This is a genomic window from Micromonospora polyrhachis (assembly GCF_014203835.1).
GTDB lineage: Bacteria > Actinomycetota > Actinomycetes > Mycobacteriales > Micromonosporaceae > Micromonospora_H > Micromonospora_H polyrhachis.
Genome location: NZ_JACHJW010000001.1, coordinates 3,702,335 through 3,725,561 on the forward strand (window position 1 = coordinate 3,702,335; position 23,227 = coordinate 3,725,561).

22 protein-coding genes and 1 pseudogene are annotated in these 23,227 nt (G+C 68.6%); 13 read left to right on the plus strand and 10 right to left on the minus strand.

The window, feature by feature from the left end; all coding sequences use genetic code 11:
• Window positions 1–48 precede the first annotated feature (48 nt).
• Window positions 49–1,221: a homogentisate 1,2-dioxygenase gene (locus FHR38_RS16130; protein WP_184535447.1), complete on the minus strand. Its 1,173-nt coding sequence runs from the start codon at window positions 1,219–1,221 to the stop codon at window positions 49–51.
• Between the two features lie 95 nt (window positions 1,222–1,316).
• On the opposite strand from FHR38_RS16130, the gene FHR38_RS16135 reads away from it, so the two are divergent.
• Together FHR38_RS16135 and fahA are read left to right on the plus strand one after the other, a co-directional pair.
• Window positions 1,317–2,174 carry a hypothetical protein gene (locus FHR38_RS16135; protein WP_184535448.1) on the plus strand — a complete coding sequence of 286 codons (858 nt, stop codon included), beginning with the start codon at window positions 1,317–1,319 and terminating at the stop codon, window positions 2,172–2,174.
• Window positions 2,171–3,394 (plus strand): fumarylacetoacetase, encoded by a 1,224-nt coding sequence (gene fahA / locus FHR38_RS16140; protein WP_184535449.1) that lies wholly within the window; start codon window positions 2,171–2,173, stop codon window positions 3,392–3,394. Before FHR38_RS16135 ends, fahA begins: the two co-directional genes overlap by 4 nt.
• 94 nt (window positions 3,395–3,488) lie before the next feature.
• On the opposite strand, the gene FHR38_RS16145 is transcribed toward fahA, so the two are convergent.
• On the minus strand, window positions 3,489–3,938 hold the full coding sequence (locus FHR38_RS16145) for a hypothetical protein (protein ID WP_184535450.1): 450 nt from the start codon (window positions 3,936–3,938) through the stop codon (window positions 3,489–3,491).
• 506 nt (window positions 3,939–4,444) lie between these two features.
• Between FHR38_RS16145 and FHR38_RS16150 the strand changes: the two genes are divergently transcribed.
• Together FHR38_RS16150 and FHR38_RS16155 are read left to right on the plus strand one after the other, a co-directional pair.
• A complete protein-coding gene (locus FHR38_RS16150) occupies window positions 4,445–4,645 on the plus strand; it encodes a DUF397 domain-containing protein (RefSeq protein ID WP_184535451.1) in 201 nt (66 codons plus the stop codon).
• 162 nt (window positions 4,646–4,807) lie between these two features.
• Window positions 4,808–6,082 carry an outer membrane protein assembly factor BamB family protein gene (locus FHR38_RS16155; RefSeq protein ID WP_184535452.1) on the plus strand — a complete coding sequence of 425 codons (1,275 nt, stop codon included), beginning with the start codon at window positions 4,808–4,810 and terminating at the stop codon, window positions 6,080–6,082.
• A 51-nt stretch (window positions 6,083–6,133) separates the two neighbouring features.
• Here the strand turns inward: FHR38_RS16155 and FHR38_RS16160 are convergent, their stop codons facing one another.
• The 7 genes from FHR38_RS16160 to hppD form a co-directional block, all read right to left on the minus strand.
• Window positions 6,134–6,688, minus strand: coding sequence for a COG1361 family protein (locus FHR38_RS16160; RefSeq protein WP_184535453.1), 555 nt, complete (start codon window positions 6,686–6,688; stop codon window positions 6,134–6,136).
• 492 nt (window positions 6,689–7,180) lie between these two features.
• Complete coding sequence (locus tag FHR38_RS16165) at window positions 7,181–7,672, minus strand: hypothetical protein (protein ID WP_246446572.1); 492 nt, start codon at window positions 7,670–7,672, stop codon at window positions 7,181–7,183.
• A 157-nt stretch (window positions 7,673–7,829) separates the two neighbouring features.
• Window positions 7,830–8,372 (minus strand): hypothetical protein, encoded by a 543-nt coding sequence (locus FHR38_RS16170; protein ID WP_184535455.1) that lies wholly within the window; start codon window positions 8,370–8,372, stop codon window positions 7,830–7,832.
• A 96-nt stretch (window positions 8,373–8,468) separates the two neighbouring features.
• A complete protein-coding gene (gene hisC, locus FHR38_RS16175; RefSeq protein WP_184535456.1) occupies window positions 8,469–9,572 on the minus strand; it encodes a histidinol-phosphate transaminase in 1,104 nt (367 codons plus the stop codon).
• Entirely contained in the window at window positions 9,569–10,585 is a 1,017-nt protein-coding gene (locus FHR38_RS16180) for an RDD family protein (protein ID WP_184535457.1), read from the minus strand. Before FHR38_RS16180 ends, hisC begins: the two co-directional genes overlap by 4 nt.
• A 36-nt stretch (window positions 10,586–10,621) precedes the next feature.
• On the minus strand, window positions 10,622–11,284 hold the full coding sequence (locus FHR38_RS16185; RefSeq protein ID WP_312882190.1) for an RDD family protein: 663 nt from the start codon (window positions 11,282–11,284) through the stop codon (window positions 10,622–10,624).
• A gap of 10 nt (window positions 11,285–11,294) precedes the next feature.
• Window positions 11,295–12,500, minus strand: coding sequence for a 4-hydroxyphenylpyruvate dioxygenase (gene hppD, locus FHR38_RS16190; protein WP_184535458.1), 1,206 nt, complete (start codon window positions 12,498–12,500; stop codon window positions 11,295–11,297).
• A gap of 141 nt (window positions 12,501–12,641) precedes the next feature.
• Here hppD and FHR38_RS16195 point away from each other — a divergent pair, with 141 nt between their 5' ends.
• The 9 genes and pseudogenes from FHR38_RS16195 to FHR38_RS16235 all read left to right on the plus strand — a co-directional run bounded on the left by FHR38_RS16195 (window position 12,642) and on the right by FHR38_RS16235 (window position 22,433).
• On the plus strand, window positions 12,642–13,178 hold the full coding sequence (locus FHR38_RS16195; RefSeq protein WP_184535459.1) for an Lrp/AsnC family transcriptional regulator: 537 nt from the start codon (window positions 12,642–12,644) through the stop codon (window positions 13,176–13,178).
• Window positions 13,179–13,219: 41 nt separating this feature from the next.
• Complete coding sequence (locus tag FHR38_RS16200) at window positions 13,220–14,647, plus strand: outer membrane protein assembly factor BamB family protein (protein WP_376771410.1); 1,428 nt, start codon at window positions 13,220–13,222, stop codon at window positions 14,645–14,647.
• 66 nt (window positions 14,648–14,713) lie between these two features.
• The gene (locus tag FHR38_RS16205; protein WP_184535460.1) at window positions 14,714–16,384 is read left to right on the plus strand and encodes a fumarate hydratase; all 1,671 of its coding nucleotides are present in this window, start codon (window positions 14,714–14,716) and stop codon (window positions 16,382–16,384) included.
• 87 nt (window positions 16,385–16,471) lie between these two features.
• Window positions 16,472–16,876 (plus strand): hypothetical protein, encoded by a 405-nt coding sequence (locus FHR38_RS16210; RefSeq protein ID WP_221449046.1) that lies wholly within the window; start codon window positions 16,472–16,474, stop codon window positions 16,874–16,876.
• Between the two features lie 11 nt (window positions 16,877–16,887).
• Complete coding sequence (locus FHR38_RS16215) at window positions 16,888–17,412, plus strand: hypothetical protein (RefSeq protein ID WP_184535461.1); 525 nt, start codon at window positions 16,888–16,890, stop codon at window positions 17,410–17,412.
• Between the two features lie 175 nt (window positions 17,413–17,587).
• A pseudogene (locus FHR38_RS16220) lies at window positions 17,588–17,704 on the plus strand (XRE family transcriptional regulator); the annotation flags it as partial.
• A gap of 326 nt (window positions 17,705–18,030) precedes the next feature.
• Window positions 18,031–19,059 carry a Fic family protein gene (locus tag FHR38_RS16225; protein WP_246447406.1) on the plus strand — a complete coding sequence of 343 codons (1,029 nt, stop codon included), beginning with the start codon at window positions 18,031–18,033 and terminating at the stop codon, window positions 19,057–19,059.
• Window positions 19,060–19,175: 116 nt separating this feature from the next.
• Complete coding sequence (locus FHR38_RS16230) at window positions 19,176–20,576, plus strand: class II fumarate hydratase (protein WP_376771411.1); 1,401 nt, start codon at window positions 19,176–19,178, stop codon at window positions 20,574–20,576.
• A gap of 150 nt (window positions 20,577–20,726) precedes the next feature.
• Complete coding sequence (locus FHR38_RS16235) at window positions 20,727–22,433, plus strand: S8 family serine peptidase (protein ID WP_184535464.1); 1,707 nt, start codon at window positions 20,727–20,729, stop codon at window positions 22,431–22,433.
• A 136-nt stretch (window positions 22,434–22,569) separates the two neighbouring features.
• Here FHR38_RS16235 and FHR38_RS16240 read toward each other — a convergent pair whose 3' ends face one another.
• Window positions 22,570–23,217 (minus strand): IclR family transcriptional regulator, encoded by a 648-nt coding sequence (locus FHR38_RS16240; RefSeq protein ID WP_312882194.1) that lies wholly within the window; start codon window positions 23,215–23,217, stop codon window positions 22,570–22,572.
• Window positions 23,218–23,227: the final 10 nt, after the last annotated feature.

Consider the following 23,227-nt stretch of genomic DNA (forward strand, 5'->3'; position numbering starts at 1 on the left):
TGGCGGTTCGCATGTGAGCCACCACTCGATTCCGGCAACCGGGCCGGGTCAGGGTGTGCCGGGGCGGGACCAGGTCCAGGCGTAGCCGGTGTCCTCGCAGGCCAACGCCGGCTCGCACAGGTCGAGCGGGCGGAAGGTGTCGACCATGACCGCCAACTCGTCGAAGAACTCGGCCCCGATGGAGCGTTCCACCGCCCCTGGCTGCGGTCCGTGGGTGAAGCCGGAGGGGTGCAGTGAGATGGAGCCCTGCCCGATGCCGGAGCCGCGTCGGGCCTCGTAGTTGCCACCGGTGTAGAAGAGCATCTCGTCGGAGTCGACGTTGTGGTGGTTGTACGGCACCGGGATGGCCAACGGGTGGTAGTCGACCTTCCGGGGTACGAACGAGCAGATCACGAAGTTCGGCCCCTGGAAGGTCTGGTGGGCCGGTGGGGGCTGGTGCACCCGGCCGGTGATCGGCTCGAAGTCGTGGATGGAGAAGGCCCACGGGTAGAGGTGCCCGTCCCAGCCGACCACGTCGAAGGGGTGGTTGGCGTAGACGTGCCGGGTCCAGCCCTGGCGGTGCCGGACGTACACCTCGACGTCGGTGCCGTCGACGAGCAGCGGCTCGGCCGGGCCGCGTACGTCCCGTTCACAGTAGGGGGAGTGTTCGAGGAACTGGCCGCGTACCGAGAGGTAGCGCTTGGGCGGCCCGACGTGTCCGTTGGCCTCGATGGCCAGCAGCCGGACGGGGGCGTCACCGGTCGGCACGATCCGGTGCACCACCGAGGTCGGGATGATCACGTAATCACCGGTGACGGCGTCGAGCACCCCGAAGGTCGACTCGATCCGCGCGGTGCCGGCCTCCAGGTAGAGGCATTCGTCGCCGATGGTGTTGCGGTAGAGCACCGACGGCTGGTCGGCGACGACGTACGCGATCCGGACGTCGTCGTTGGCGAGCAGGTACTGCCGGCCGAGGACCGGGTCGGCTGTCCCGCCGTCGAGCTTGTGGGTGCGCAGGTGCCGGGGCTTCAACGGCAGGTTCGGCACCCGGGACCAGGCCGGTGGGGTGAACTCCTCGGCGGCCACGATCGCGGTCGGTAGGTGGCGGTGGTAGAGCAGCGAGGAGTCGGAGGAGAACCCCTCCTGGCCCATCAGCTCCTCGGCGTAGAGGCTGCCGTCGGGCTGACGGAACTGGGTGTGGCGTTTGCGCGGCACCTCGCCGACGCTGCGGTAGTACGGCATGACCATCTCCCGATTTGTCCCAGTCACCGGCCGATGGCGTCCGATAATCGGACGCTGTTGTCCGTTAGTCGTAGCGTCCCGTAGATTCTGTGTTCGTGTCAACGCAGGTGCCCCGGCTCCTTGCCGGTCTCGTCGACGACGCCGCCGTCTTCCCACCCGGAAGCGCCGCGCTGCCCGACGCGCTCGCCGCACATCGCGAGCACCGGGCGGCGTGGTACGCCGACCTGGTCGGGCCGCTGCTCGTCCCCGCCTCGGCGCTGCCGGCGTTGACCGAACTGCTCGGTCCTGACGAGCGGATCGAGGTCGGCGTGATCGGTGACGTCACGCCGCTGAGCCGGTTGACCGAACTCCGGGACAGTCTCGACCCCCGGATCGTCGTACGTCAGGTCGAGGCGGCGGTGGCCAAGCGCGGTGAGGACCCGCAACCCGGGCTCGCTGAGCTGACCCGGCTGCCCGACCGTCTCGACGTGGACGTCTACACCGAGATCCCGCTGACCTGGGGACTGCTGCGGGCGTTGGACACGGTCGCCCAGGCGCGGGTCGACGGCGCCCGGATCGCGGCGAAGTTCCGTAGCGGCGGGCTGGCGGCGGAACTCTTCCCGACCCCGGTCGAGCTGGCCGCGGTGATCTGCGCCTGCCGGGACCGGGACCTGCCGTTCAAGCTCACCGCCGGCCTGCACCACGCCATTCGGAACACCGACCCGGAGACCGGGTTCACCCACCACGGCTTCGTCAACGTACTCGTCGCGGCGGCAGTGGCAGCCGACGGTGCCGAGGTGTCCGACATCGCCGACCTGCTCGCCACCACCGACCCGCTGCGCCTGGTCGAGCCGGCCCGAATCCGCCGGGACCGGGACCGTCCGTTGTGGATCGGGTTCGGCTCGTGCAGCATCGTGGAACCACTGACCGACCTGATCCGGATGAACATGGTGAACGGGGGATTCGAGCTATGACCTGGGTCGAAGGCGCGGCGGGCTCGCCGTACGGGGTGCACAACCTGCCGTACGGGGTGTTCCGTCACGGTGACCGGGCACCGCGCATCGGCGTACGGGTGGCGGACTTCGTCCTCGACCTCGACGGTGCCGAGGCAGCCGAGCTGATCCTGGCCGGTGGTGCCCTACGCCGACCGGTGCTCAACGAGTTCATGGCCCTCGGCCCCGGCCAGTGGAGTGCGGTTCGGGCCCGGATCGTCGAGTTACTGGTCGATGAGGAGCACCGGGCCGATGTCGAGCCGCTGCTGGTGCCGCTGGCCGAGGTCGAGCTGCTCCTGCCGTTCGAGGTCGCCGACTACGTCGACTTCTACTCCTCCGAGCACCACGCGGCCAACGTGGGGCAGATCTTCCGTCCGGGCCAGCCGCCGTTGCTGCCGAACTGGAAGCACCTGCCGATCGGCTACCACGGTCGGGCCGGTACGGTCGTCGTCTCCGACACACCGGTGGTCCGTCCGTGCGGGCAGCGTCCGACGTCGGACGGCCCGGTCTTCGGCCCGTCACAGCGGCTGGACATCGAGGCCGAGGTCGGCTTCGTGGTGGGCGTACCGTCGGCGCTGGGCGACCGGGTGCCGGTCGACGACTTCGCCAAGTACGTCTTCGGGGTGGTGCTGGTCAACGACTGGTCCGCCCGGGACATCCAGGCGTGGGAATACCAGCCGCTCGGCCCGTTCCTCGGTAAGTCCTTCGCCACCTCCGTCTCGCCCTGGGTGACGCCACTGGCGGCGCTGGCCGATGCCTGGGTGCCCGCGCCCGACCAGGAGCCGGCGGTGCTGGACTACCTGCGCGACGTACCGCATCTCGGGCTGGACCTGCGGTTGGCGGTGGACTGGAACGGTGAGCGGGTCACCGAGCCGCCGTTCGCGACGATGTACTGGACCCCGGCCCAGCAACTCGCCCACCTGACGGTCAACGGGGCGTCGCTGCGTACCGGCGACCTCTACGCCTCCGGCACGGTCTCCGGGCCGGACCGCCGCCAGGTCGGCTCGTTCCTGGAGCTGACCTGGGGTGGCACCGAGCCGGTGTCGGTGGGAGAAGACCCGGGCCGGACCTTCCTGGCCGACGGGGACACGGTCACCATCACCGCGACCGCTCCCGGACCGGATGGCACCACCGTTGCCCTCGGTGAGGTGACCGGCACCATCCTGCCGGCTCGGTCGGTCTCACCGGTCGCCGTCGCCTGACGTCAGATAACCAGAGAGCGGTGGGGCTGGCCTCGGAGTCCGGTCGGCATCGTCACGCCGACCGGGACGCTGGCGAGGGCCAGCCCCGAATCCCTCACTGTCCGCCGGATGCGTAGGCCAGCCAGTGCAGTTGGGGTTCCTGTTCAGCCCCGGCGACCACCCGACCGATCCGGCGGCGGATGAGATCGCGTCGCCGGTCCAGGGAGAGATCCACCCAGGCGGCCCGCAGGCTCCGTAACCAGGGCGGGGTACGCCGGGGCGATCGTCGCCGGCTCTCGTCGAGCACGGCGCGGAACACCTTGCCCTCCAAGGTGCCGGCGGGCACCGGTGGTCGACCACAACCCGCGTCGCAGCGGTAGAAGCGTTCGGTGGTGGTGGCGTCGGTACACCGATCCAGCGGCACCATCGTGGTGCCGCACCGGCACCAGATCAGACCCCACAGTAGGTATGGGGTGGGCCGACCAGGATTGTCCCACCAGGAGTTTGCTCGGACCTTGACGTCTTGCAGCTCGGCTGGGCCGCTGCTGCCCCCGTGATGTCGCATCCGACGTGCCGCCTTCCCGTTCCGAATGGCCTTTCCGTGAGGTGCACTGGGGCGGGACCGGGCCTCTCAGGGAGGATTCCCGCCCGGTTGGATTTGAGTGTGTCTCTTCGCGGTAAGCGACACAACGCTTACAGAAAGATGCGACAGAGATAGGTACGAATGACCGACGTCGACCATCGGGTGAACGAACCCCGTCGAACGGGCTAAGCGTCGTCGGGTGAACGCTGTGTCCGCCCTGTCGTCCGGGCTGTCGTCACTGTCCGTCATGGGGAGAGTGGTCCGGGGGCGGGGCGCACCGAGGCGCTCGGCCTGCCCGACGAACTCGGCGACGCGACGACGGCCGCCGGAGATCACTTTCTCGCACCCGTTGTGCGACTCGGGCCATCACCCAATCGGGCGTTGAAGCGTTGACTAACCGGTGTCGACCCAGGGCAACCTGGTACAGATACCGAGAAATATTACATACCCGGATTAGGGTATTAGCTCAATTCTTCAAGGGGTATCCAGTGATTGACCTTTCCCGTGCCCGCTGGCGCAAAAGCAGCCGCTCCAACGACCAGGGTCTCTGCATCGAGGTCGCCGACAACCTGGCCGGCGTCGTCGGGCTCAGGGACTCCAAGGACCAGGAGGGGCCGGTGCTGACATTTGCCCCGGCTGGCTGGGCCGCCTTCGTCGACGCGACCAAGGCAGGCGCGTTCGGGCGCTGACCACGACGCGGGTTACATGTCCGCCGGCGGTGGTTCGGCTCCCGATCAGGAGCACCGGGCCACCGCCGGCGGCTTTTTCGATAGCGAGTCGTATCGTCTGTTCGGCTGACCTGCCAGGGAGCACGCCGGTTCTGCTCGATAGGGTGCCGGCGGAGGTGCGGTATGGAGACCCCGAGTGGGGCGCGGCGCTGGCCGAAGAAGACGATCGCCGTACTGGCGGTGGTCCTGGCCGTCGTGGCAGCCGGCGCGATCGCGTACCGCGTACTCGCCCCGGCCGAGGAACTCACCCCCGCCCGGCTCGGCTATCCCTCCCCGGTGACCGCCCAGCCGGGGGTACTCGGCACTCTCGCCACCGCACCCTTGATCGTCGACAACCGACTCCGGATCCACGCCGCCCCTCGACAGATCGTCGCAGACCAGCCGGTGGACGCGCGGACCCGTCGTACGCCGTACTGGTCCTTCCGGCGGTGGCCGGCCCAACTCGTCGGGGTCGTGGCGGCCGGAACGACGGTGGTCAGCCAGTGGTCGGACGGCGAGTTGGTCGCGCTGGATGCCCGTACCGGCCGGATCGCCTGGCGGGCCGAGGGGCCGGAAACGGATCTGGAGTACGCCGGGCGGCGCACCGGGGCGGCCACCGTGTACGCCCCGCCCGGCCTACGCACCGCGGTCACCGGGGACGACCAGGTCGTCCTGACCGTCATCGGCCGAGCCGAACTGCGCGGGCTCGACCTGGCGACCGGTCGGGAGATGTGGCGGGCCGAGCACGATCCGTCCTGTGTGGCGAGTGGCATGACCACCACTGGCGGCCAGTTCGTGAGCGTGGACACCTGTGCCGTCCCCCAGGTTGTCGAGTTCCGTGACGTGTCGACCGGCGCGTCGGTCGCCCGCTGGCGGCCGGCGGATACCGGACCCGAGCTGACCATCACTCCGCTCGGCTGCGTGATCGCCCAGTCGTCCTGCGCCGCGCTGCGGGCCGGCACCAGCGACGCCGCCGGTCGGGGCTGGCTTGTCACCGATCCGATCGGGTCGACCGGGCCGACCACCGCCCCGGCCTTGGACGCCGCAGGGGCCGTACTCGCCGGGGAGCTGGCGGTGACGGTCGGGACGAGTGGTGTGGTGGCCCGTTCGGTGGCGGACGGTACCGAGGTGTGGCGGCGGGACGACCCCGGCACCAGCCGGATCCTCGCAGTTCAGCCCGGTCGGATACACCTGCGCAACGAAGCCGGGGAGCTGGTCGACCTGGATCCGGCCACCGGTCGGGAAGTGTCCCGGTTTCCGTTGACTCAGGAGAAACAGTCCCTCGACTGGGAGCCCGGCCGCACGTACGCCGCCGCCGGCTTCCTGGCGGTGGAACGCCTGGCTGGGCCGGTCGATCCGGACGCGGACGACGACCGGTACTACCTGACCATCGAGCCGGTCCTCTTCGCCGGCAGCTGAGGCGTCCGTGCCCGACGCGGGACTACGGATGCCAGGATGGGCACCCGCTGGTCATCGCCGATGCCGGGCGGCGTCGGAACGTCGACGTTGATAGGTGTAACCGCCGAACAACGCGACCGCCAGGACGGTGACCGTGGCGGTGCCCGCGAGCAGTGAGAACGGCCGGAAGGCGGCCTGGCGTACGGTCGGTTCGCCGATGGTCACGGTGCCGGTCGCCGTGCGTTCGGTGCGCCCGCTGGCCAGGGACAGTCGGGCCGTCCACCGACCGTCCGGAATCCGGGGGTCGAGTGAAACCCGCAGGGTCGTCGTAGCCCCGATGCCAAGGGTGTCGAGCTTGGCGTCCACCGATCCGGCGGAGAGCCCGGCCGGTCCGTCCGACAGGGACAGGGTGCCGCCCAGGTCGAGCGCGCGGGCTCCGGTGTTGCGGACCCGGGCAGTCACCACCGGCGTACCGTCTGGCGTTCGTTCCCCGGCGAACTGGTCGATCTCAAAGTCCGATGCTGGTTCGCCACCCGGCCCGACCGAGAGGTAGATCCGAATGCCGACCCGACCGATGTTACGGACGTTGGCGGAGGGGTCCGGCGCGCTGGCGGTCTGCGCCCACACCACCGCGTACCGCTCACCGGCTGATGCGGTCTTGGGTACGTCGATGGTGGCCCATGTCGGACGTGCTGGCCGGCGTCGAGGTCGAGCATGTCGTGTTCCAGCCGGATCCAGTCGGTGAGTTCGTTGCGAGTGCGGTCCGGTGCGAAGGTGAAGCCGGTGGGTGCCACGGTCGCGGCGGCTGGGTAGAGCTCGATGTCCCGGGCCACCGTCGAGGAGTTGGTCACCTCGACGCGGCGGCCGATGGTCTCGCCCGGCTTCACGTGGTCCACGATGTATTGGTGGGCGCGAGTGTCGTCGCGACGGCTGACCGGGGCGTCGACCAGCCGGATCCCGACGCTGGCGGCGGGATCCGGCTGGTCAGGTGGTGTGGGTGCGGTCGCCCCGGCCAGCCCGGCGGCTGTCATGCCGGTCGTGGTGGCCCCGGCCGGGCTGGTGGGCATCGGAGCGGTGCCGGCGAGCGCCAGGGCGGCCAGGACGACCGCGAGCCGACTCTCACACCACCGAATGGGTCACCGTCCCGCTGTAGAGGCCGCCCACGGCGGTGGCGGGGACGCTGATCTCGAGCGTCGGGTTCCAGCTCACTGTGTTGTCACCCGAGCCGGTGGTCTTGGAGAAGGCGGTGCGCGGTACGTCCAGGCTGACCGCGTCCGCCGCCGTGGGTTGATCCGGCAAGAGGGTGCCGGTGCCGGTGCTGGCTGTTTGCATACCGGACCAGTAGTCGACGTTCTGGTTGGAGATGGTCTCGGCCGGGGTGCCGCTGCCGGTGGTGAAGGCGGTCGAGGTCACCGAGGCGATCCAGGTGGCGGCCAGCGCGGCTCGCGAGTCGACCACCTGGACGGTGCCGAGTTGTCCGCTGATGGTCGAGCCGGGGAAACCGGAGCCGAGGTTGACGGAGGCCGGAACGTGGATGACCAGGTTGGAGGTGGCCACGGTGAACGTGACGACGGTGTCACCAGATGGTTGCGCCGTCGCAGGGGACGACATGGCAACGACCAACGCTGCTGCTGCGGCAGCGACGCCGGATAATAAGTATGTCTTTCGCATGACCCTAACTATAAATCCGACAAGTCCGAGTTTGCGGTGTTTCAGTGGCTTAAGAATGGTTAGTGGTTACTTCGCTTGTCGGCGTATTCCTGCCCGATCAGGCCACAGAGTGGGTGATCGTCCCGACGTAGAGGCCGGCAGTGATACCGGTCGGTACGGCCACCACAAGGGTTGGGTTCCAGCTCACCCGGTTGTTGCCGTTGCCGGAGGTCTTGCGGAACGCGATGCGTGGTACCCCCAGGGACTGCGCCTGGGCGGGGGTCAACTGGCCTGGGATGAGGGTGCCTCCGCCGGTGCTTTTTGTCTCCGGTCCAGACCAGTAGGAGAGTTGGGTGTTCGGAATCGTCCGACCGGTCCCGCCGGCACCGGTTTGGAAACTCGTCGCGGAGACGGTGGCCGTCCAGGTGTTCGGGTTGACCAGCCGCTGGTCGTCGATGGTTACCGTGCCGAGTCGGCCACCCAGTGTGGTGCCGGTGCGTGCCGCACCGAGGCTCACCGCGCTGGGGACGATGATCGACAGGTTGTGGTCCTGTCTCGCGAGCACGACGAGTCGACCCGGGACCGCCGCTCGTGTGATCGTGGGAGGCGCGACGATGCCGACGGACATCGCTATCCCGACAAGCGTCGATAGTGCGCGCATAGCGCAACTATAAGCACTTATCGCCGCTTTTGGCCCTTTTCCCCTCTTTGGGCTGGCGTTGGGCGGTTCAGGTAAGAAGAAGCCCCTTCCAACCCGTCAGAGGGCCGATTCGGCAACGGCCAGGAAAGCGTCGTTCTCGGCCGGCGTACCCACGGTGACCCGTACGCCGTCACCGGCGAAGGGACGGACGATGACACCCCGCGCCTCGCAGGCCTTGGCGAACTCGACGGCCCGGTCGCCCAGCGGCAGCCAGACGAAGTTGGCCTGACTCTCCGGCACCTCCGGCACGAGCTTGCGCAGCGCGTCGGTGAGCCGGGACCGCTCGTCGACCACCAGTGCGCAGCGGCGGCGTACCTCCTCCTCCTGGTTGAGGGCGGCCAGCGCGCCGGCCTGGGCGGCGATGCTGGCGGAGAACGGGGTCACCACCTTGCGTACCGTGCCGGCCACCTCCGGCTGGCCGACCAGGAAGCCGATCCGCAGCCCGGCCAGCCCCCACGCCTTGGACAGGGTGCGCAGCACCACGACGTTGGGGCGGTCACCGTAGACCGCCAGCCCGTCCGGCACCTCCGGGTCGGTGACGAACTCCCGGTACGCCTCGTCGAGCACCACCAGTACGTCCTCGGGCACCGCATCGAGGAACCGGTCCAACTCGGTTCGCCGCAGACTCGTACCGGTCGGGTTGTTGGGGTTGCATACCAGGACCAGCCGGGTGCGGTCGGTGATCGCGTCGGCCATCGCCGCCAGGTCGTGCCCGTGCGCGGCGGTGTTCGGCACCCGCACGCTGGTCACACCGCTGGTCGCCGCGATGATCGGGTACGCCTCGAAGGACCGCCAGGAGTAGACGATCTCGTCGCCGGGCAGGCAGGTGGCCCGGACCAGGTGTTCGCAGAGCGCCACCGAGCCACAGCCGGTAGCGATTCGGTCGGCGGATACGCCGTAGCGTTCGGCGAGCGCCTCGCGCAGGGCCAGAACGCCCATGTCGGGATAACGGTGCGCTCCGGCGACGGCTTCGGTGACCGCCTCCACGACTCCGGGCAGCGGGCCGTAGGGCACCTCGTTGCTGGCCAGCTTGATCGCTTCGGTCAGACCCAGCTCCCGAGCCAGGTCGGCCGGGCTACGCCCCGGTACGTAGTTGGGCAACGCCGCCAGGTCGGCCCGGGTCAACCGTGGGAGCTGGGGACGGGGTTCGTCGCCGGTCATGCAGTACCTCCAGGGGTGTCGGTGCGATCGTCGGATCGCTCCTCGGCCGGGCCGATTGGTTGCTTGGGGGCCTGTACGACCACCGTCGCCGCGCGCTTGTCGTGCAGCGCCTGGCGCAGCGGCTGGTCGAAGAGCACGAAGGCGCAGTCGATCAGCTGCATCACGAAGCCGATGCCACAGCAGTACCAGGCCAGGGTCGGCAGGCCCAGCGGCATGCTCCAGCGGCGCAGTGAGCGGCCGAAGCCGAGTTGCGGGTCCTCGGCCAGCGAGACCACCCTGATCTGCATCAGCCGTTTGCCCACCGTCTGCCCGCCGTTGGCCACCGCCGGCACCTCGTAGGCGAACCAGAGTGCGGTGGCGATGAGCAGGATGACGAGCGGGAGGTTGGCGGCCTGGTCGCTGAGCTGCGGTAGTCCCTCGGTCGACGGGTCGTTGGCCAGTGACCGCCGGAAGACCTCGCGATAGAGCGGGGCCACCTCCTGGACGTAGCGCCAGACGAACCAGCCGTTGACCACGACGTTCAGCAGGAACACGATGCCGATGTCGATCAGCCGGGCGACCAGCCGGGCCCCCAGCGACGCCAGCGGGTGGCCGTGTGGGCGGGGCGGCGGCATCCGGTAGTAGTGCGGGTGGGGCCAGCCGGGTGGCACCGCGTGGGGTGGGAACGGCCCGGGTACGCCATTGGCGGGCGGTGGTACCGGCCCGGGAACCCCCGGTGGTGGGAACGGTGAGCCGGGCATCCCCGGCGGTGGGTAATCAGCTCCGGGAGTCGCCGGCGGTGGGTATCCAGCTTCGGGTGTCCCCGGTGACACCGGGCCGGCGGGTGTACCGGTCGGCCCGCCTACCGGGCTGGCCGCTGGCGACTGCGGCACCGGTTCGGGCTCGACCGGTGGTGGGCCCGAGGGTGGGGTCGCGTCGGCGGGCAGTGGTGCGCCGATCCAGCCTTCGCCGTCCCAGTAGCGCTGGGTGGTGGGTTCGGCGGGATCGGTGTACCAACCTGGCTGTACCGTCATGACGCCGACCTCATTCGCTTGCCCCGGAGCCTTTGTTCACCCTGGAACCTTAACGACCACCGTACGGGCGAACTTGTCGTGGAGGCACTGCTGGTAGGGCTTGTCCCACAGTTGCCAGAGCCCGTCCAGGTAGCTGAGCCCGGGCACCAACCCCGCTGCGACGTTCTGCACCAGGAACCTCCGGAAGGCGCCACCCCGGTCCAGCGTGGCCGCCGGGTCCAGGGGTACCACCTTGATCTTCATGACCTTCTTGCCGGTGGTCTGGCCGGTGCGGAACATCATCTCGACGTAGTAGACGTAGGCCACCGCCCAGGCGATCACGAAGATGGCGGCATACATCAGCAGCATCGGCAGTAGGAAGTCGCCGAAGATGTCCGGCTCGACGAGGGTGCCGTCGGGCGCGATCTCGGAGGAGTCCGGGATGATCATGATGAAGAAGACGATCATGACGGGGATCGCGAGCACCGCGCCGATCCCGGCCATGATGGCGGAGTCGATCAGGAGCGCCAGCAGGCGGTCACCGAAGCTGGCCAGCGGTTGACCCGCCGGACTGACCGGCGGTGGGGGCGGCATCGGCGGCCCGAAGCCCGGATGCCCGCCGTACCCCGCCGGGGGATGACCCGGCGGGGGCGGCGGAGCTCCCGGACCGGGGTACGCCCCGGCGGGCGGAACTGCGGGGTACGAGGGAGGCTGCGTCACGCCGACAGTGTTACAGGTTGCCGCGACGTTCCTGTTCCCGCTCGATGGCCTCGAAGAGCGCCTTGAAGTTGCCCTTGCCGAAGCCGAGCGAACCGTGCCGTTCGATCAGCTCGAAGAAGACGGTGGGCCGATCCTGCACCGGCTTGGTGAAGATCTGGAGCAGGTAGCCGTCCTCGTCCCGGTCGACCAGGATCTTGCGGGCCTTCAGCTCTTCGATCGGCACCCGGACCTGGCCGATGCGTTCCCGCAGTTCGGGGTCGTCATAGTACGAGTCCGGGGTGTCCAGGAACTCCACCCCGGCGACCCGCATCGCGTCCACGCTGGCCAGAATGTCGTTGGTGGCCAGGGCGATGTGCTGCGCCCCCGGCCCCTGGTAGAACTCCAGGTACTCGTCGATCTGCGACTTCTTCCGGGCGATCGCCGGCTCGTTGAGCGGGAACTTCACCTTGCGGGTGCCGTTGGCCACCACCTTGCTCATCAGCGCCGAGTAGTCGGTGGCGATGTCGTCGCCGATGAACTCGGCCATGTTGGTGAAGCCCATGACCCGCTTGTAGAACTCCACCCAGTCGTCCATCTTGCCCAGTTCGACGTTGCCGACGATGTGGTCGACGGCCTGGAAGAAGCGCTTCGGCTGGAGGCCGGCGTCGATGGCCGGCTGCCGGTCGACGATCGGTCCACGGGCGACGAAGCCGGGCAGGAACGGGCCGGTGTAGCGCGACCGGTCGATCAGCGTGTGCCGCGTGTCGCCGTACGTGTCGATGGCGGCGAACCGTACCGTGCCGTGCGCGTCGGTGAGCTCGGTGGGTTCCGTCCGTCCGGTGGCCCCCTGGGCGAGGGCGTGCGCGTACGCGGCGTCGACGTCCGGCACCTCCAGGGCGATGTCGACGACTCCGTCGCTGTGCTTGGTCACATGCGCGGCGCCGGATGCGTCCGGCCGGACCGCGCCGGTGAGGACGAACCGGGCCGAGCCGCTGGTGAGGACGTACTCGGCGTAGTCGCGGTAGCCCTGCTCGGGACCGCGGTAGGCGACACAGGTCATCCCGAACGCGGTGGAGTAGTAGTGGGCGGCCTGCTTGGCGTTACCGACCATGAAGACGACATGGTCGAGACCCTTCACCGGGAAGGGGTCACGGTTGATGTCGTGGTCGACCGCGCCGATCAGCCGGTCGACGTCCACCTCGTCGGTGCTGTGGGGTCGGTCAAGCGCGCTGGTCATCGGCCACTCCCTCCATTTACCGCCCGCCGGGTCTCGGCGTCCGGTATGCGGTCTTGCGGGGAGGATCGCGGTGCCGGTGTGAGCTGTGCAACTGTCCAGTGAATCAATGGTCAGTTTGTACATTCAGTATGGTGGTTGGTCGTGAATCCTGTGCAGGATGTCCAGCTCGATCAGCTTGATGTCCAGTTGATCGAACTACTATCGGCGGAACCCCGGATCGGGGTGCTGGAATGCTCCCGGCGGCTGCGGGTGGCCCGAGGCACAGTCCAGGCCCGGCTGGACAAGCTGCTGGCCCGGGGCGTGATCTCCGGGTTCGGACCGGAACTCTCACCGGCCGCGATCGGCTTCGGGGTGACGTCGTTCGTCACGTTGGAGATCAGCCAACGGCACGGGCACCACGCGGTGGCAACTCACCTGTCGAAGATCCCGGAGGTGCTGGAGGCGCACACCATCACCGGGTCGAGCGACCTGCTCTGCCGGATCGTTGCCCGCTCCAACTCCGACCTGCAACGGGTGATCGACCAGATCCTGTCGTACGAGGGCATCGGCCGGGCCTCGACCATCATCGCGTTGGCCGAGCAGATCCCGTACCGGGTGCTGCCGCTGGCCCGGTCCACACTGTCGGCTGAATCCGCGAATGATGACAAAGCTCGCAAAGGTGACGACACGGGCAGCTGACCTTAGCGCTTCCGGACGTGGGCCGTCGTTACGGTGACCGGGTGGCGAAGGGGAGCGCCAGAAGCCGGCGCGTGAAGGGCTTTCTCGCCCTCGCGTTGGTGGCGCTCGTCGCCCTGGCCGCGACCGGCGTCTGGAACCCGTTTCCGGACGTATGGCAGTGGGTCAACCGCAGCGAGCCGCTCTCCGAGCCGGACGTCGTCTGGCAGCAGCGGGTGGACGGCACCCCGAAGAGCGTCACGATCGCCGGCAACACGGTCGTGGTCGAACACCGTACGTCGGTGGAGGCGCGCAGCCTGGCCACCGGCGTACGACTCTGGGACCGCAAGGCGGACTGGGTCGCGGTGGCCGGGGGCGAGCATGATCCGGTCATCGCCGTCGGGAAGCTGCTGGTCAAGGGCTACGAACTGATCGACCCGGAGACCGGTGCGGTACGCCGCAAGGACAACCGGGCGATCGCCGTCTGGACGTACCGCAACGCCCTGCTCGACGCCCGGTGCCCCGAAGCCCGGGAATGCACGCTGACCGCCTGGGACCCCCGGGGGGAGAAGCCGATCTGGACGGCCTTCCTGCCCGGGGTCAGCGCCGGACTCTTCGCCGACAACCCGGAGTTGCTGGGCACCCGACGACTCACCACGGACGGCGTACACCCGGCGGCCGGTGGTCCGGAGCCGATGCCGGCGCTGCTGGCCTTCCCCGTCGACGGCCGGGTACATGTCGTCGACACCGCCACCGGGCGGCTGGTCCAGGACCTGAAGGTCGGCAGCGATGCCCGGCTCGTGGCGGTCGGTGGCCGGGTGCTGCGTGTCGAGGCTCGCTCCGCGGACGGCACCTGCTATTTCATGGTCATCGCCCAGGACCCGATCACCGGTCAGGAGGTCTGGCGGCGGGCCGGGATCAACCTGCGTACCGCCAGCGGCGCCGGCTGCGTGCAGCGGGAGGACCCGCAGGGCGGCCGGAGCGTCATCGTCGGCGTCGGCCCGGACACCCGCGAGGCGGTCGTCGACGGCTACAACGGGCGTTATCTCTGGGTCGGGGTGGAAGGCGAGAAACTTCTCGCCGTCGACGACCGGTACGCGCTGGCCCGAAGCGCGGACAAGGCGGCGGTCACCGGACGCGCGCTGCCCAGCGGACGGTCCCAGTGGACCCGAACGATCAACCCCGATGGCGGGGCGGCGCTCGCCCGCGAGGTGGCGGTGATCGTGGACCGGAAACCCAACCGCATCGTCGTCCTGGATCCGCGTACCGGCCACGAGCTGCTGAACCTCCGCTCGTCGGCGGAAGTGCTCGCCGTGGGCCCGGCCGGGTTGGTGATCGGCGAGGGGCGGGACATCGGATACGCGCGGTTCGGCGCACCGGTCGCCCCACCCGACGGCCCCGAACCCGGTGCCGGGGTGCCCGACAACGGTTCGCCACCGGACGGCGGCGGTAAGGACGGCGGTGGCAAGGACGGCGGCGGTAAGGACGGCTGAGAGCGTCGTCCCAGGAGCGACCGGCGGGTACGACTCCTCCGGTAGCCTGCCCTAGGCTTTGCGGTTATGAGCAGTGCCGCCGACTTCTCCTACGCCCCCCTGCTGCCAGTGAGTGGCGACCAGACCGAATATCGCCTGGTCACTGATGAGGGCGTCGACGTGGTACACGGTCCGGGTGGCCGGCGGTTCCTCACCGTGGAGCCCGCCGCGCTGACCGCGCTGACCGCCGAAGCGATGCACGACATTGCCCACTACCTGCGTCCAGCGCACCTGGCCCAGCTCCGGGCCATCATCGACGACCCGGCCGCCTCGCCGAACGACCGCTTCGTCGCGCTCGACCTGCTGCGCAACGCCAACATCGCGGCTGGTGGTGTGCTGCCGATGTGCCAGGACACCGGCACCGCGATCGTGATGGGCAAGCGCGGCCGGCACGTGCTCACCGACGGCCTGGACGCCGAAGCCATCAGCCGGGGCGTCTACCAGGCGTACACCCGGCTCAACCTGCGCTACTCGCAGCTCGCCCCGATCACCATGTGGGAGGAGCGCAACACCGGCAGCAACCTGCCCGCGCAGGTGGAGATCTACGCCGAGGACCCGGACGGGCACCCCGACGCGTACAAGTTCCTCTTCATGGCCAAGGGCGGTGGCTCGGCCAACAAGTCGTACCTCTACCAGGAGACCAAGGCGCTGCTGAACCCCACCCGGATGATGCAGTTCCTGGAGGAGAAGCTGCGGCTGATTGGCACCTCGGCCTGCCCGCCGTACCACCTGGCGATCGTCATCGGTGGTACCTCGGCCGAGTTCGCGCTGAAGACCGCCAAGTACGCCAGCGCGAAGTATCTCGACAACCTGCCCACCTCCGGCTCGATGCAGGCGCACGGATTCCGGGACCTGGAGCTGGAGGCGCAGGTCCTGGAGCTGACCCGCCAGTTCGGCATCGGGGCACAGTTCGGCGGGCGTTACTTCTGCCACGACGTACGGGTGGTGCGGTTGCCCCGACACGGCGCGTCCTGCCCGGTGGCGATCGCCGTCTCCTGCTCGGCCGACCGTCAGGCGGTCGCGAAGATTACCCCGTCCGGGGTGTGGCTGGAGCGCCTCGAAACCGACCCGGCCCGCTTCCTGCCGGACGTCACCGACGCCCAACTGGACCACTCCGCCGAGGTGGTACGCGTCGACCTCAACCGGCCGATGGACGACATCCGGGCCGAGCTGTCCAAGTACCCGGTGAAGACCCGACTCTCGCTGACCGGACCGCTGGTCGTCGCCCGGGACATCGCCCACGCCAAGATCGCCGAGCGGCTGGACGCCGGCGAGCCGATGCCGCAGTACCTACGCGACCACGCGGTCTACTACGCCGGTCCGGCCAAGACGCCCGAGGGGTACGCCTCCGGCTCGTTCGGGCCGACCACCGCCGGGCGGATGGACGCCTACGTGGAGAAGTTCCAGGCGGCCGGCGGCTCGCAGGTGATGCTCGCCAAGGGCAACCGCTCGGCGCAGGTCACCCGCTCCTGCCAGCAGCACGGCGGCTTCTACCTCGGCTCCATCGGCGGCCCGGCGGCCCGGTTGGCCCAGGACTGCATCAAGCACGTCGAGGTCCTGGAATACCCGGAGCTCGGCATGGAGGCGGTGTGGAAGATCGAGGTGGAGGACTTCCCGGCCTTCATCGTGGTCGACGACAAGGGCAATGACTTCTTCGCCGAGGTCACCAAGCCGGTCCTGACCGTCGGCCGCCGCTGATCCGACTCTAAGTTCTTAAAGGAGGGGAGATTCTCCTCAGCGTTCGGCCTCCTCGACTGCTACCGTCCAGTGCGAGGAGGTGGTGTGATGCCGAAAATCGAGGTGGACGAGTCCACCGACAGCTACCTTGCCTTCGCGGCCGGTATCGCCGGGCTGACCAAGGGGCAGGTAGTGGCGCAACTGGTTGCGCAGGTCCAAGCCGCTGTGGTGCCGCCGATAGCTTCGGGCGACGGCGACGAACCGGTTCCGGTGCGGATCTACGCTGACTACGCCGGCCATCGGACCTATGCGTCCTTTGTGCCTGGCCCGGGACGCATCGAGATCGCATCCGGCCCGCTGACTGGTCGGTCCTTCCGGACCCCGAGCGAGGCGGCTCGGGAGATCGTCAAACACTACAAGCCGGAGGTCAGTCCGCACCGGAACGGATGGGACTTCTTCTATGTTGTCGCTACGGGGGTGCCGCTACAGAGCCTCAGGCGCCGGTCAGCCTGAGGAGGGACTGAGTGCGGCCGCACGTGTTCGTGGATGAGACAAGGAGCGGGGGGTTCCTGCTTGCCGCCGCAGCGGTCGCCTCAGGTCGACTCAATGAGGCGCGACAGGCGATCAAAGGGTTGATTCTTCCGGGGCAGCGCAGCATCCACTTCTGCAAGAAAAGGGACGACCGCCGCCGCATCCTCGGCGTCATTCGTAGCCTGGATGTGCAGGTAGTGATCTACAACGCGACCAGGTACGGGCATGTCAAGTTGGCCCGTGACGCATCCCTTGCCGGGCTGGTGACTGACGCCGCGAAGATAGACGCAGAGCGCTTGGTGTTCGAGCTCGACGACTCGGTCCTGAAAGCCGATCGGAGCCTGCTTAGGGAGAAGGTGCGGTCGGCGGGGGTTGAAAGCCGGCTCAGGTACGACCACATGCGTTCACACGAGGAGTGTTTGCTGTCGATACCGGACGCCGTCGCCTGGTCTTGGGCAAGGGGAGCGGAGTGGCGTGCCGGCGTTCGGCCGGTCGTTACGGATCTTCGGGAGGTGTGAGACGATCCGACGTGTGTGACACCGGTCTTGGAAACGCGAAACCCGGCCCACCCACCGTCCGGAAGGCTACCGGGTTCACTTCCACGGAGCCACTGCCCCGGGCAGCCTCGACGCTACCAGCGTGAGCGGGCGGGGGCAACGTGTTCGCGTCAAAGGAACTGGCTGACCTGCAGCGGTGGGCTTCGGCAAGGAGTTGGATGTGAACACCGGTCCGTGGGAGCTGATCTTCCAGGATGCGAGTACGGACAAGGCGACGCTGGCGAAGTACGACCGGCGGCCCGAGCTGGACTGAACCTCGCTCCGGCTGACGGTTGGCTGGCGGCGCTGACACGCGTACGTCACGCAGGGTGGTTGAATTTCGTTGGTGTGATTTAACGTGGCGCGGAGAAAACGTGGAAAGCGGCTCCATATGGAGGTCCAGCCTTGAAAAGCTAGGCCTGGTTTTCAAGTTTCTCGTGGTTTACTTCAAATCATGGACGACGCTATGTTCCGATCGTCACCAGCGGGTCACTTGTCCGGATAACCGGCTGGGATCCTCGGTTCAACGAAAGTTATGACTGCTCGGCCTTCGTCCCCGACCCGCTGCCAGCGAAGCTCGACCTGGCGCAGGAGACGTACCTGGCAGTCACCAACGCCGCAGTCGCGGTGGCTCGCCTCGACCAGGCAGCCTTTCGGCTACCAAACCCGGGGTTGCTCGCGCGTCCCGCGATCCGGCAGGAGGCCGTCAGTACATCGGCGCTTGAGGGCACCTATGCGGCGCTTGACGATGTCCTCGAAGCTGACTTCCTCAAGCGTAACCAGCTCACCGCGTCGGTCGCGGAGGTCCACAACTACGTCGAGGCTGCGGAGCTTGCGTTTGAGTGGATCAAGGAGCGGCCCATCACGGTGGGGGCGCTGGAGCAACTACAGAAGATCCTCGTGCGAGGGACCCGAGGGGATTCGCCTGAGGCCGGCCGTGTCCGGACGACTCAGGTTTTTATTGGTGCCGACGGAGGGCGAGTCACCGATGCGCGGTTTGTGCCGTCCCCTCCTGGCGATCAGTTACGTGCCGGTGTTGACGCCTGGGCGTCATGGCTCACGGCCGAGGACACCTTTCCCTTGGTGATCAAGATGGCTCTCGGTCACTACCAGTTCGAGACCCTGCATCCCTTCAACGACGGCAACGGCCGGCTCGGTCGCCTCGTCTGCGTCCTGCAACTGGCCTACCATGGCGAGTTGCGCGTGCCGGTGTTGAACCTCTCTCCCTGGCTCGAAGGCAGAAGGCGCCAGTACCAGGACCATCTGCTGTCGGTCAGTGCCACCGGCGACTTCGAACCCTGGGTCCGGTTCTTCTCCGAGGCCGTACGTGCGCAGGCGGTTCGCGGGGTGGAGAAGATCGACGCTCTGCACGACTGGCGAGATGAGGCGTTGACTCTGCTGCTCGGTGCTGACGTCCGCGGTGTGGCTGTGCGGATCGTCGAGGACCTGCTCGGGTACCCACTGATCACTGCGACGCCCACCGCCGAAAGATATGGGGTCTCGTATCAGGCCGCGAACACAGCGATCAGGCGCCTCGTCCAGTTGGGCATTCTGGAGGAACGCACGGGCCGACGGTACGGGCGCGTTTTCGCGGCACGCCGGGTCTTGAACATCATCAACGCCGCTTGATTTTCGAACTGGTGACAGTGGTACACCAAGCAGGCTGAGCAACCCTGCCGTGGCTGCACCACCCAAGTGTTGTCACCTTCCTGCGAGTCCTGGCCGGGCGGGGCAGGATGGAACGCGTGACGACTCCTGAGGCGACTGGCTACCGGATCGAACGCGACACGATGGGCGAGGTCGAGGTGCCCGCCGAGGCGCTGTGGCGGGCCCAGACCCAACGCGCCGTACAGAACTTCCCGATCTCCGGGCGTGGCCTGGAGCCGGCGCACATCCGGGCGCTGGCCCAGATCAAGGGGGCCGCCGCTCTGGTCAACGCCGAACTCGGCGTGATCGACACCGACGTGGCCGGGGCGATCGCCACCGCTGCCGCGCACGTGGCCGACGGCACGTACGACGACCACTTTCCGATCGACGTGTTCCAGACCGGCTCGGGAACCTCGTCGAACATGAACGCCAACGAGGTCATCGCCACCCTGGCCGCCCGGGAACTGGGCCGCGAGGTGCACCCCAACGATGACGTGAACGCCGCACAGTCCAGCAACGACGTCTTTCCGTCCTCGATCCACCTGGCGGCCACCCAGGCGGTCGTACATGATCTGTTGCCCGCGCTGCGTCATCTCGGTGACGCGCTGGCGACCAAGGCCGACGAGTTCGCCGTCGTGGTGAAGGCCGGGCGGACGCACCTGATGGACGCCACCCCGGTCACCCTCGGCCAGGAGTTCGGCGGGTACGCCACACAGGTGCGTTACGGCATCGAACGACTGGAGTCCTGCCTGCCCCGGCTGGCCGAGCTGCCGTTGGGTGGCACCGCCGTCGGCACCGGGATCAACACCCCGCTCGGCTTCGCCGCCCGGGTGGTCGCCAAGCTCCGCGAGGAGACCGGGCTGCCGGTGACCGAGGCGCGTAACCACTTCGAGGCGCAGGGGGCCAGGGACGCCCTGGTGGAGGCCTCCGGTCAGCTCCGTACCATCGCGGTCGGCCTCTACAAGATCGCCAACGACATCCGGTGGATGGGGTCTGGCCCGCGTACCGGCCTGCGCGAGTTGCAGATCCCCGACCTCCAGCCCGGATCATCGATCATGCCCGGCAAGGTGAACCCGGTGGTCTGCGAGGCCGTACGCCAGGTCTGCGCGCAGGTGATCGGTAACGACGCGACGATCGGGTTCGCCGGTTCGCAGGGCGACTTCGAGCTGAACGTGATGCTCCCGGTGATGGCCCGCAACCTGCTCGAATCCATCCGCCTGCTGGCCTCGTCGAGCCAGTTGCTCGCCGACCGCTGCGTGGTCGACCTGGTCGCCAACGCCGAGGTCTGCCTGGCGTACGCCGAGGGCTCACCCTCCATCGTGACCCCGCTCAACCGCCACCTCGGGTACGACGAGGCAGCCTCGATCGCCAAGGAGGCGTTGGCGAAGGAGGCGACCATCCGGTCCGTGGTGCTCGCCCGGGGCCATGTCGACAATGGACGCCTCACCGAGCGGCAGTTGGACGAGGCGCTGGACGTACTCCGGATGACCCATCCCTGACCGCGTTTGGTCCCTGATCACGTGGATCATCGATGGGTGCGCGTTCGGGTGGGCGGGTGGAAAGATTGATAATCCGGGCAGGCCCCTAGCGGACTGCGACCTGATCAGGTGTGATGCTCCCACTAACCCCCAACGAGAGGATCCTCTGTGGTGAGCAGAAGATTCACCGCCGGAGCCGTCGCTGCCGCAACGACTCTGGCCTTCCTGGTTACCGTGCCCGCCAACCCGGTCACTGCCGCCCCGACCACCGTCACCGAATACACCGTGGTGGCGGAGGACGGCGTCGCCGCCGACGCGGCCATCGCCGCCATCCAGGCGGCTGGTGGCACCGTGGTGTCCCGTACCGACGGTGTGGGCATGTACCAGGTCACCAGTGATCGCAGCGACTTCGCGAGCCGGGTCACCGCAGCTGACGCGCTGGTCGGTGCCGCGGAGAAGAAGCCCATCGGCTGGGCCCCGAAGAAGAAGATGGACCAGGTCACGCAGGAGAACCTGCGGGCTGCGGCGAAGGCCACGGGCACCAAGCCGGCCAAGGGCAAGAAGCCCGGCAGCAAGGTCGACCCGCTGGACGAGAAGCTGTGGGGCCTGGAGATGATGCGGGCCTTCGACGCCCGTAAGAAGGAGCCCGGCAAGCGCGGCGTCACCGTCGGCATCCTGGACACCGGAGTCGACGCCAGCAACCCGGACCTCGCCCCCAACTTCAGTTGGTCGCTGTCGCGTAACTTCGCGCCGGACATCGAGGAGATCGACGGTCCGTGTGAGGCGGCGGGCTGCCTCGACCCGGTCGGTACGGACGACGGCGGGCACGGCACGCACGTCGCGGGTAGCGTCGGTGCCGCCGCCAACGGCTTCGGCCTCTCCGGCGTCGCGCCGAACGTGACGCTGGTCGAACTCAAGGGTGGCCAGGACTCCGGCTACTTCTTCCTCGACCCGGTGGTCAACGCCCTGGTGCACGCAGCCGACGTCGGCCTCGACGTGGTCAACATGTCCTTCTACGTCGACCCGTGGGCGTACAACTGCCTGAACAACCCGGCGGACTCGCCGGAGGAGCAGGCGGCGCAGCGGGCGACCATCCGGGCGATGCACCGGGCGCTCGACTACGCGCACTACCGGGGCGTGACCCTGGTGGGCGCGCTCGGCAACAACAACGAGGACCTGGCCGCGCCGCGGGTGGACACCTCCAGCCCGAACTACGGCGGTACGCCGCGCCCCCGGCCGATCGACAACGCGACCTGCTGGGACCTGCCGATTGAGGGCCCGCACGTGATCGGGGTCTCCTCGGTCGGCCCGTCCAGCAAGAAGGCGGACTACTCCAACTACGGCACCGAGCAGATCTCGGTCGCCGCGCCGGGTGGCTGGTTCCGGGACGGGTACGGGACGCCGAGCTTCCGTACCGACGCCAACATGATCCTCTCGACCTACCCGAAGAAGGTCCTCCAGGAGGAGGGGTCGGTCGACGCGGACGGCAACATCGTGCCGGGCTTCGAGGAGTCGGTGTTCAAGGAGTGCAAGGCCAGTGGCGAGTGCGGCTACTACACCTATCTCCAGGGCACCTCGATGGCCGCACCGCACGCCTCGGGTGTAGCGGCGCTGATCGTCAGCAAGTTCGGCAAGCGTGACTTCCGGCGGGGCGGGTTGACCCTGGACCCGGACAAGGTGGAGAACCACCTCTACCGCACGGCTGCCGAGCACGCCTGCCCGACGCCGCGCCTCCAGCAGTACCGCAACGAGGGCCGGGACGAGACGTACGACGCGTACTGCGCCGGCGGCGAGAACTTCAACGGCTTCTACGGGTACGGCATCGTCGACGCGTACGCGGCGGTGACCACCCCGTTGCAGCCCTGGAAGCGGCCGTAGTACCACCGCTCTGAATAGTTGATCAGGAGGTTTGCGTCGCCGACGAGGGCTTCCGGTGACGCAAACCTCCTGATCAACGCGGGGCAGCGCAGGATCAACGCGGGGCAGTGCAGGTTCGACGCGAGAAGAAGGTCGGTCAGGACAGGGCGCGGCTGACCGCCTGCGCGGCCGACAGGACCTGCTCGCCGACCGTGGCGACGTCCAGTGGGGCGAGCGCCACCACGCCGACACTGGCCTCCAGGCCCGACACGCCCAGCACCGGTGCGGCCACCCCGTACGCGCCGGGTTGCAACTCGCCGCTGGTCGAGACCGGCCGGGACTGCCCGGCCCGCCCGGCCAGGATGGCCTGGCCCGCGGCCCCCCGGTCCAGCGGATGCCGCGACCCGGTCCGGTAGGCCACGTGGAACGCGGTCCAGGTCGGCTCGACCACCGCGAGCGCCACTCCCTCGCCGCCCTCCACCACCGTCAGGTGCGCGGTCGCGCCGGCCTGCTCGGCGAGCCGCCGCAGGGCCGGCAACGCACCCTCGGCGAGCAGCGGTTGAGCCCGTCGGGCCAGGTGCAGCACCCCGACCCCCAGCCGGAGCCGGCCAGCACCGTCCCGGCGGAGCATGCCGTGCCCGGTGAGCGGGCCGACGAGCCGGTAGACCACGGCCCGACCGACGCCGAGCCGGGCCGCCGCCTCGGTGACGGTGAGCCCGTTCGGTGCGTCGGCGACCAGGTGCAGCAGCCGTAACCCTCGGTCGAGGGTCTGGGCGGTCTCGCCGGCTCTGTCCGCGGTTTCCACAGCAGGCAGC

Coding starts and splice junctions, on each gene's coding strand:
- FHR38_RS16155 (WP_184535452.1), top strand. CDS start 4,808: ATGGAGACCCCGAGTGGGGCGCGGCGCTGGCCGAAGAAGACGATCGCC.
- FHR38_RS16180 (WP_184535457.1), bottom strand. CDS start 10,585: ATGACGGTACAGCCAGGTTGGTACACCGATCCCGCCGAACCCACCACC.
- FHR38_RS16205 (WP_184535460.1), top strand. CDS start 14,714: ATGAGCAGTGCCGCCGACTTCTCCTACGCCCCCCTGCTGCCAGTGAGT.
- FHR38_RS16170 (WP_184535455.1), bottom strand. CDS start 8,372: ATGCGCGCACTATCGACGCTTGTCGGGATAGCGATGTCCGTCGGCATC.
- hisC (WP_184535456.1), bottom strand. CDS start 9,572: ATGACCGGCGACGAACCCCGTCCCCAGCTCCCACGGTTGACCCGGGCC.
- FHR38_RS16145 (WP_184535450.1), bottom strand. CDS start 3,938: ATGCGACATCACGGGGGCAGCAGCGGCCCAGCCGAGCTGCAAGACGTC.
- fahA (WP_184535449.1), top strand. CDS start 2,171: ATGACCTGGGTCGAAGGCGCGGCGGGCTCGCCGTACGGGGTGCACAAC.
- FHR38_RS16165 (WP_246446572.1), bottom strand. CDS start 7,672: ATGTCGTCCCCTGCGACGGCGCAACCATCTGGTGACACCGTCGTCACG.
- FHR38_RS16210 (WP_221449046.1), top strand. CDS start 16,472: ATGCCGAAAATCGAGGTGGACGAGTCCACCGACAGCTACCTTGCCTTC.
- FHR38_RS16130 (WP_184535447.1), bottom strand. CDS start 1,221: ATGCCGTACTACCGCAGCGTCGGCGAGGTGCCGCGCAAACGCCACACC.
- hppD (WP_184535458.1), bottom strand. CDS start 12,500: ATGACCAGCGCGCTTGACCGACCCCACAGCACCGACGAGGTGGACGTC.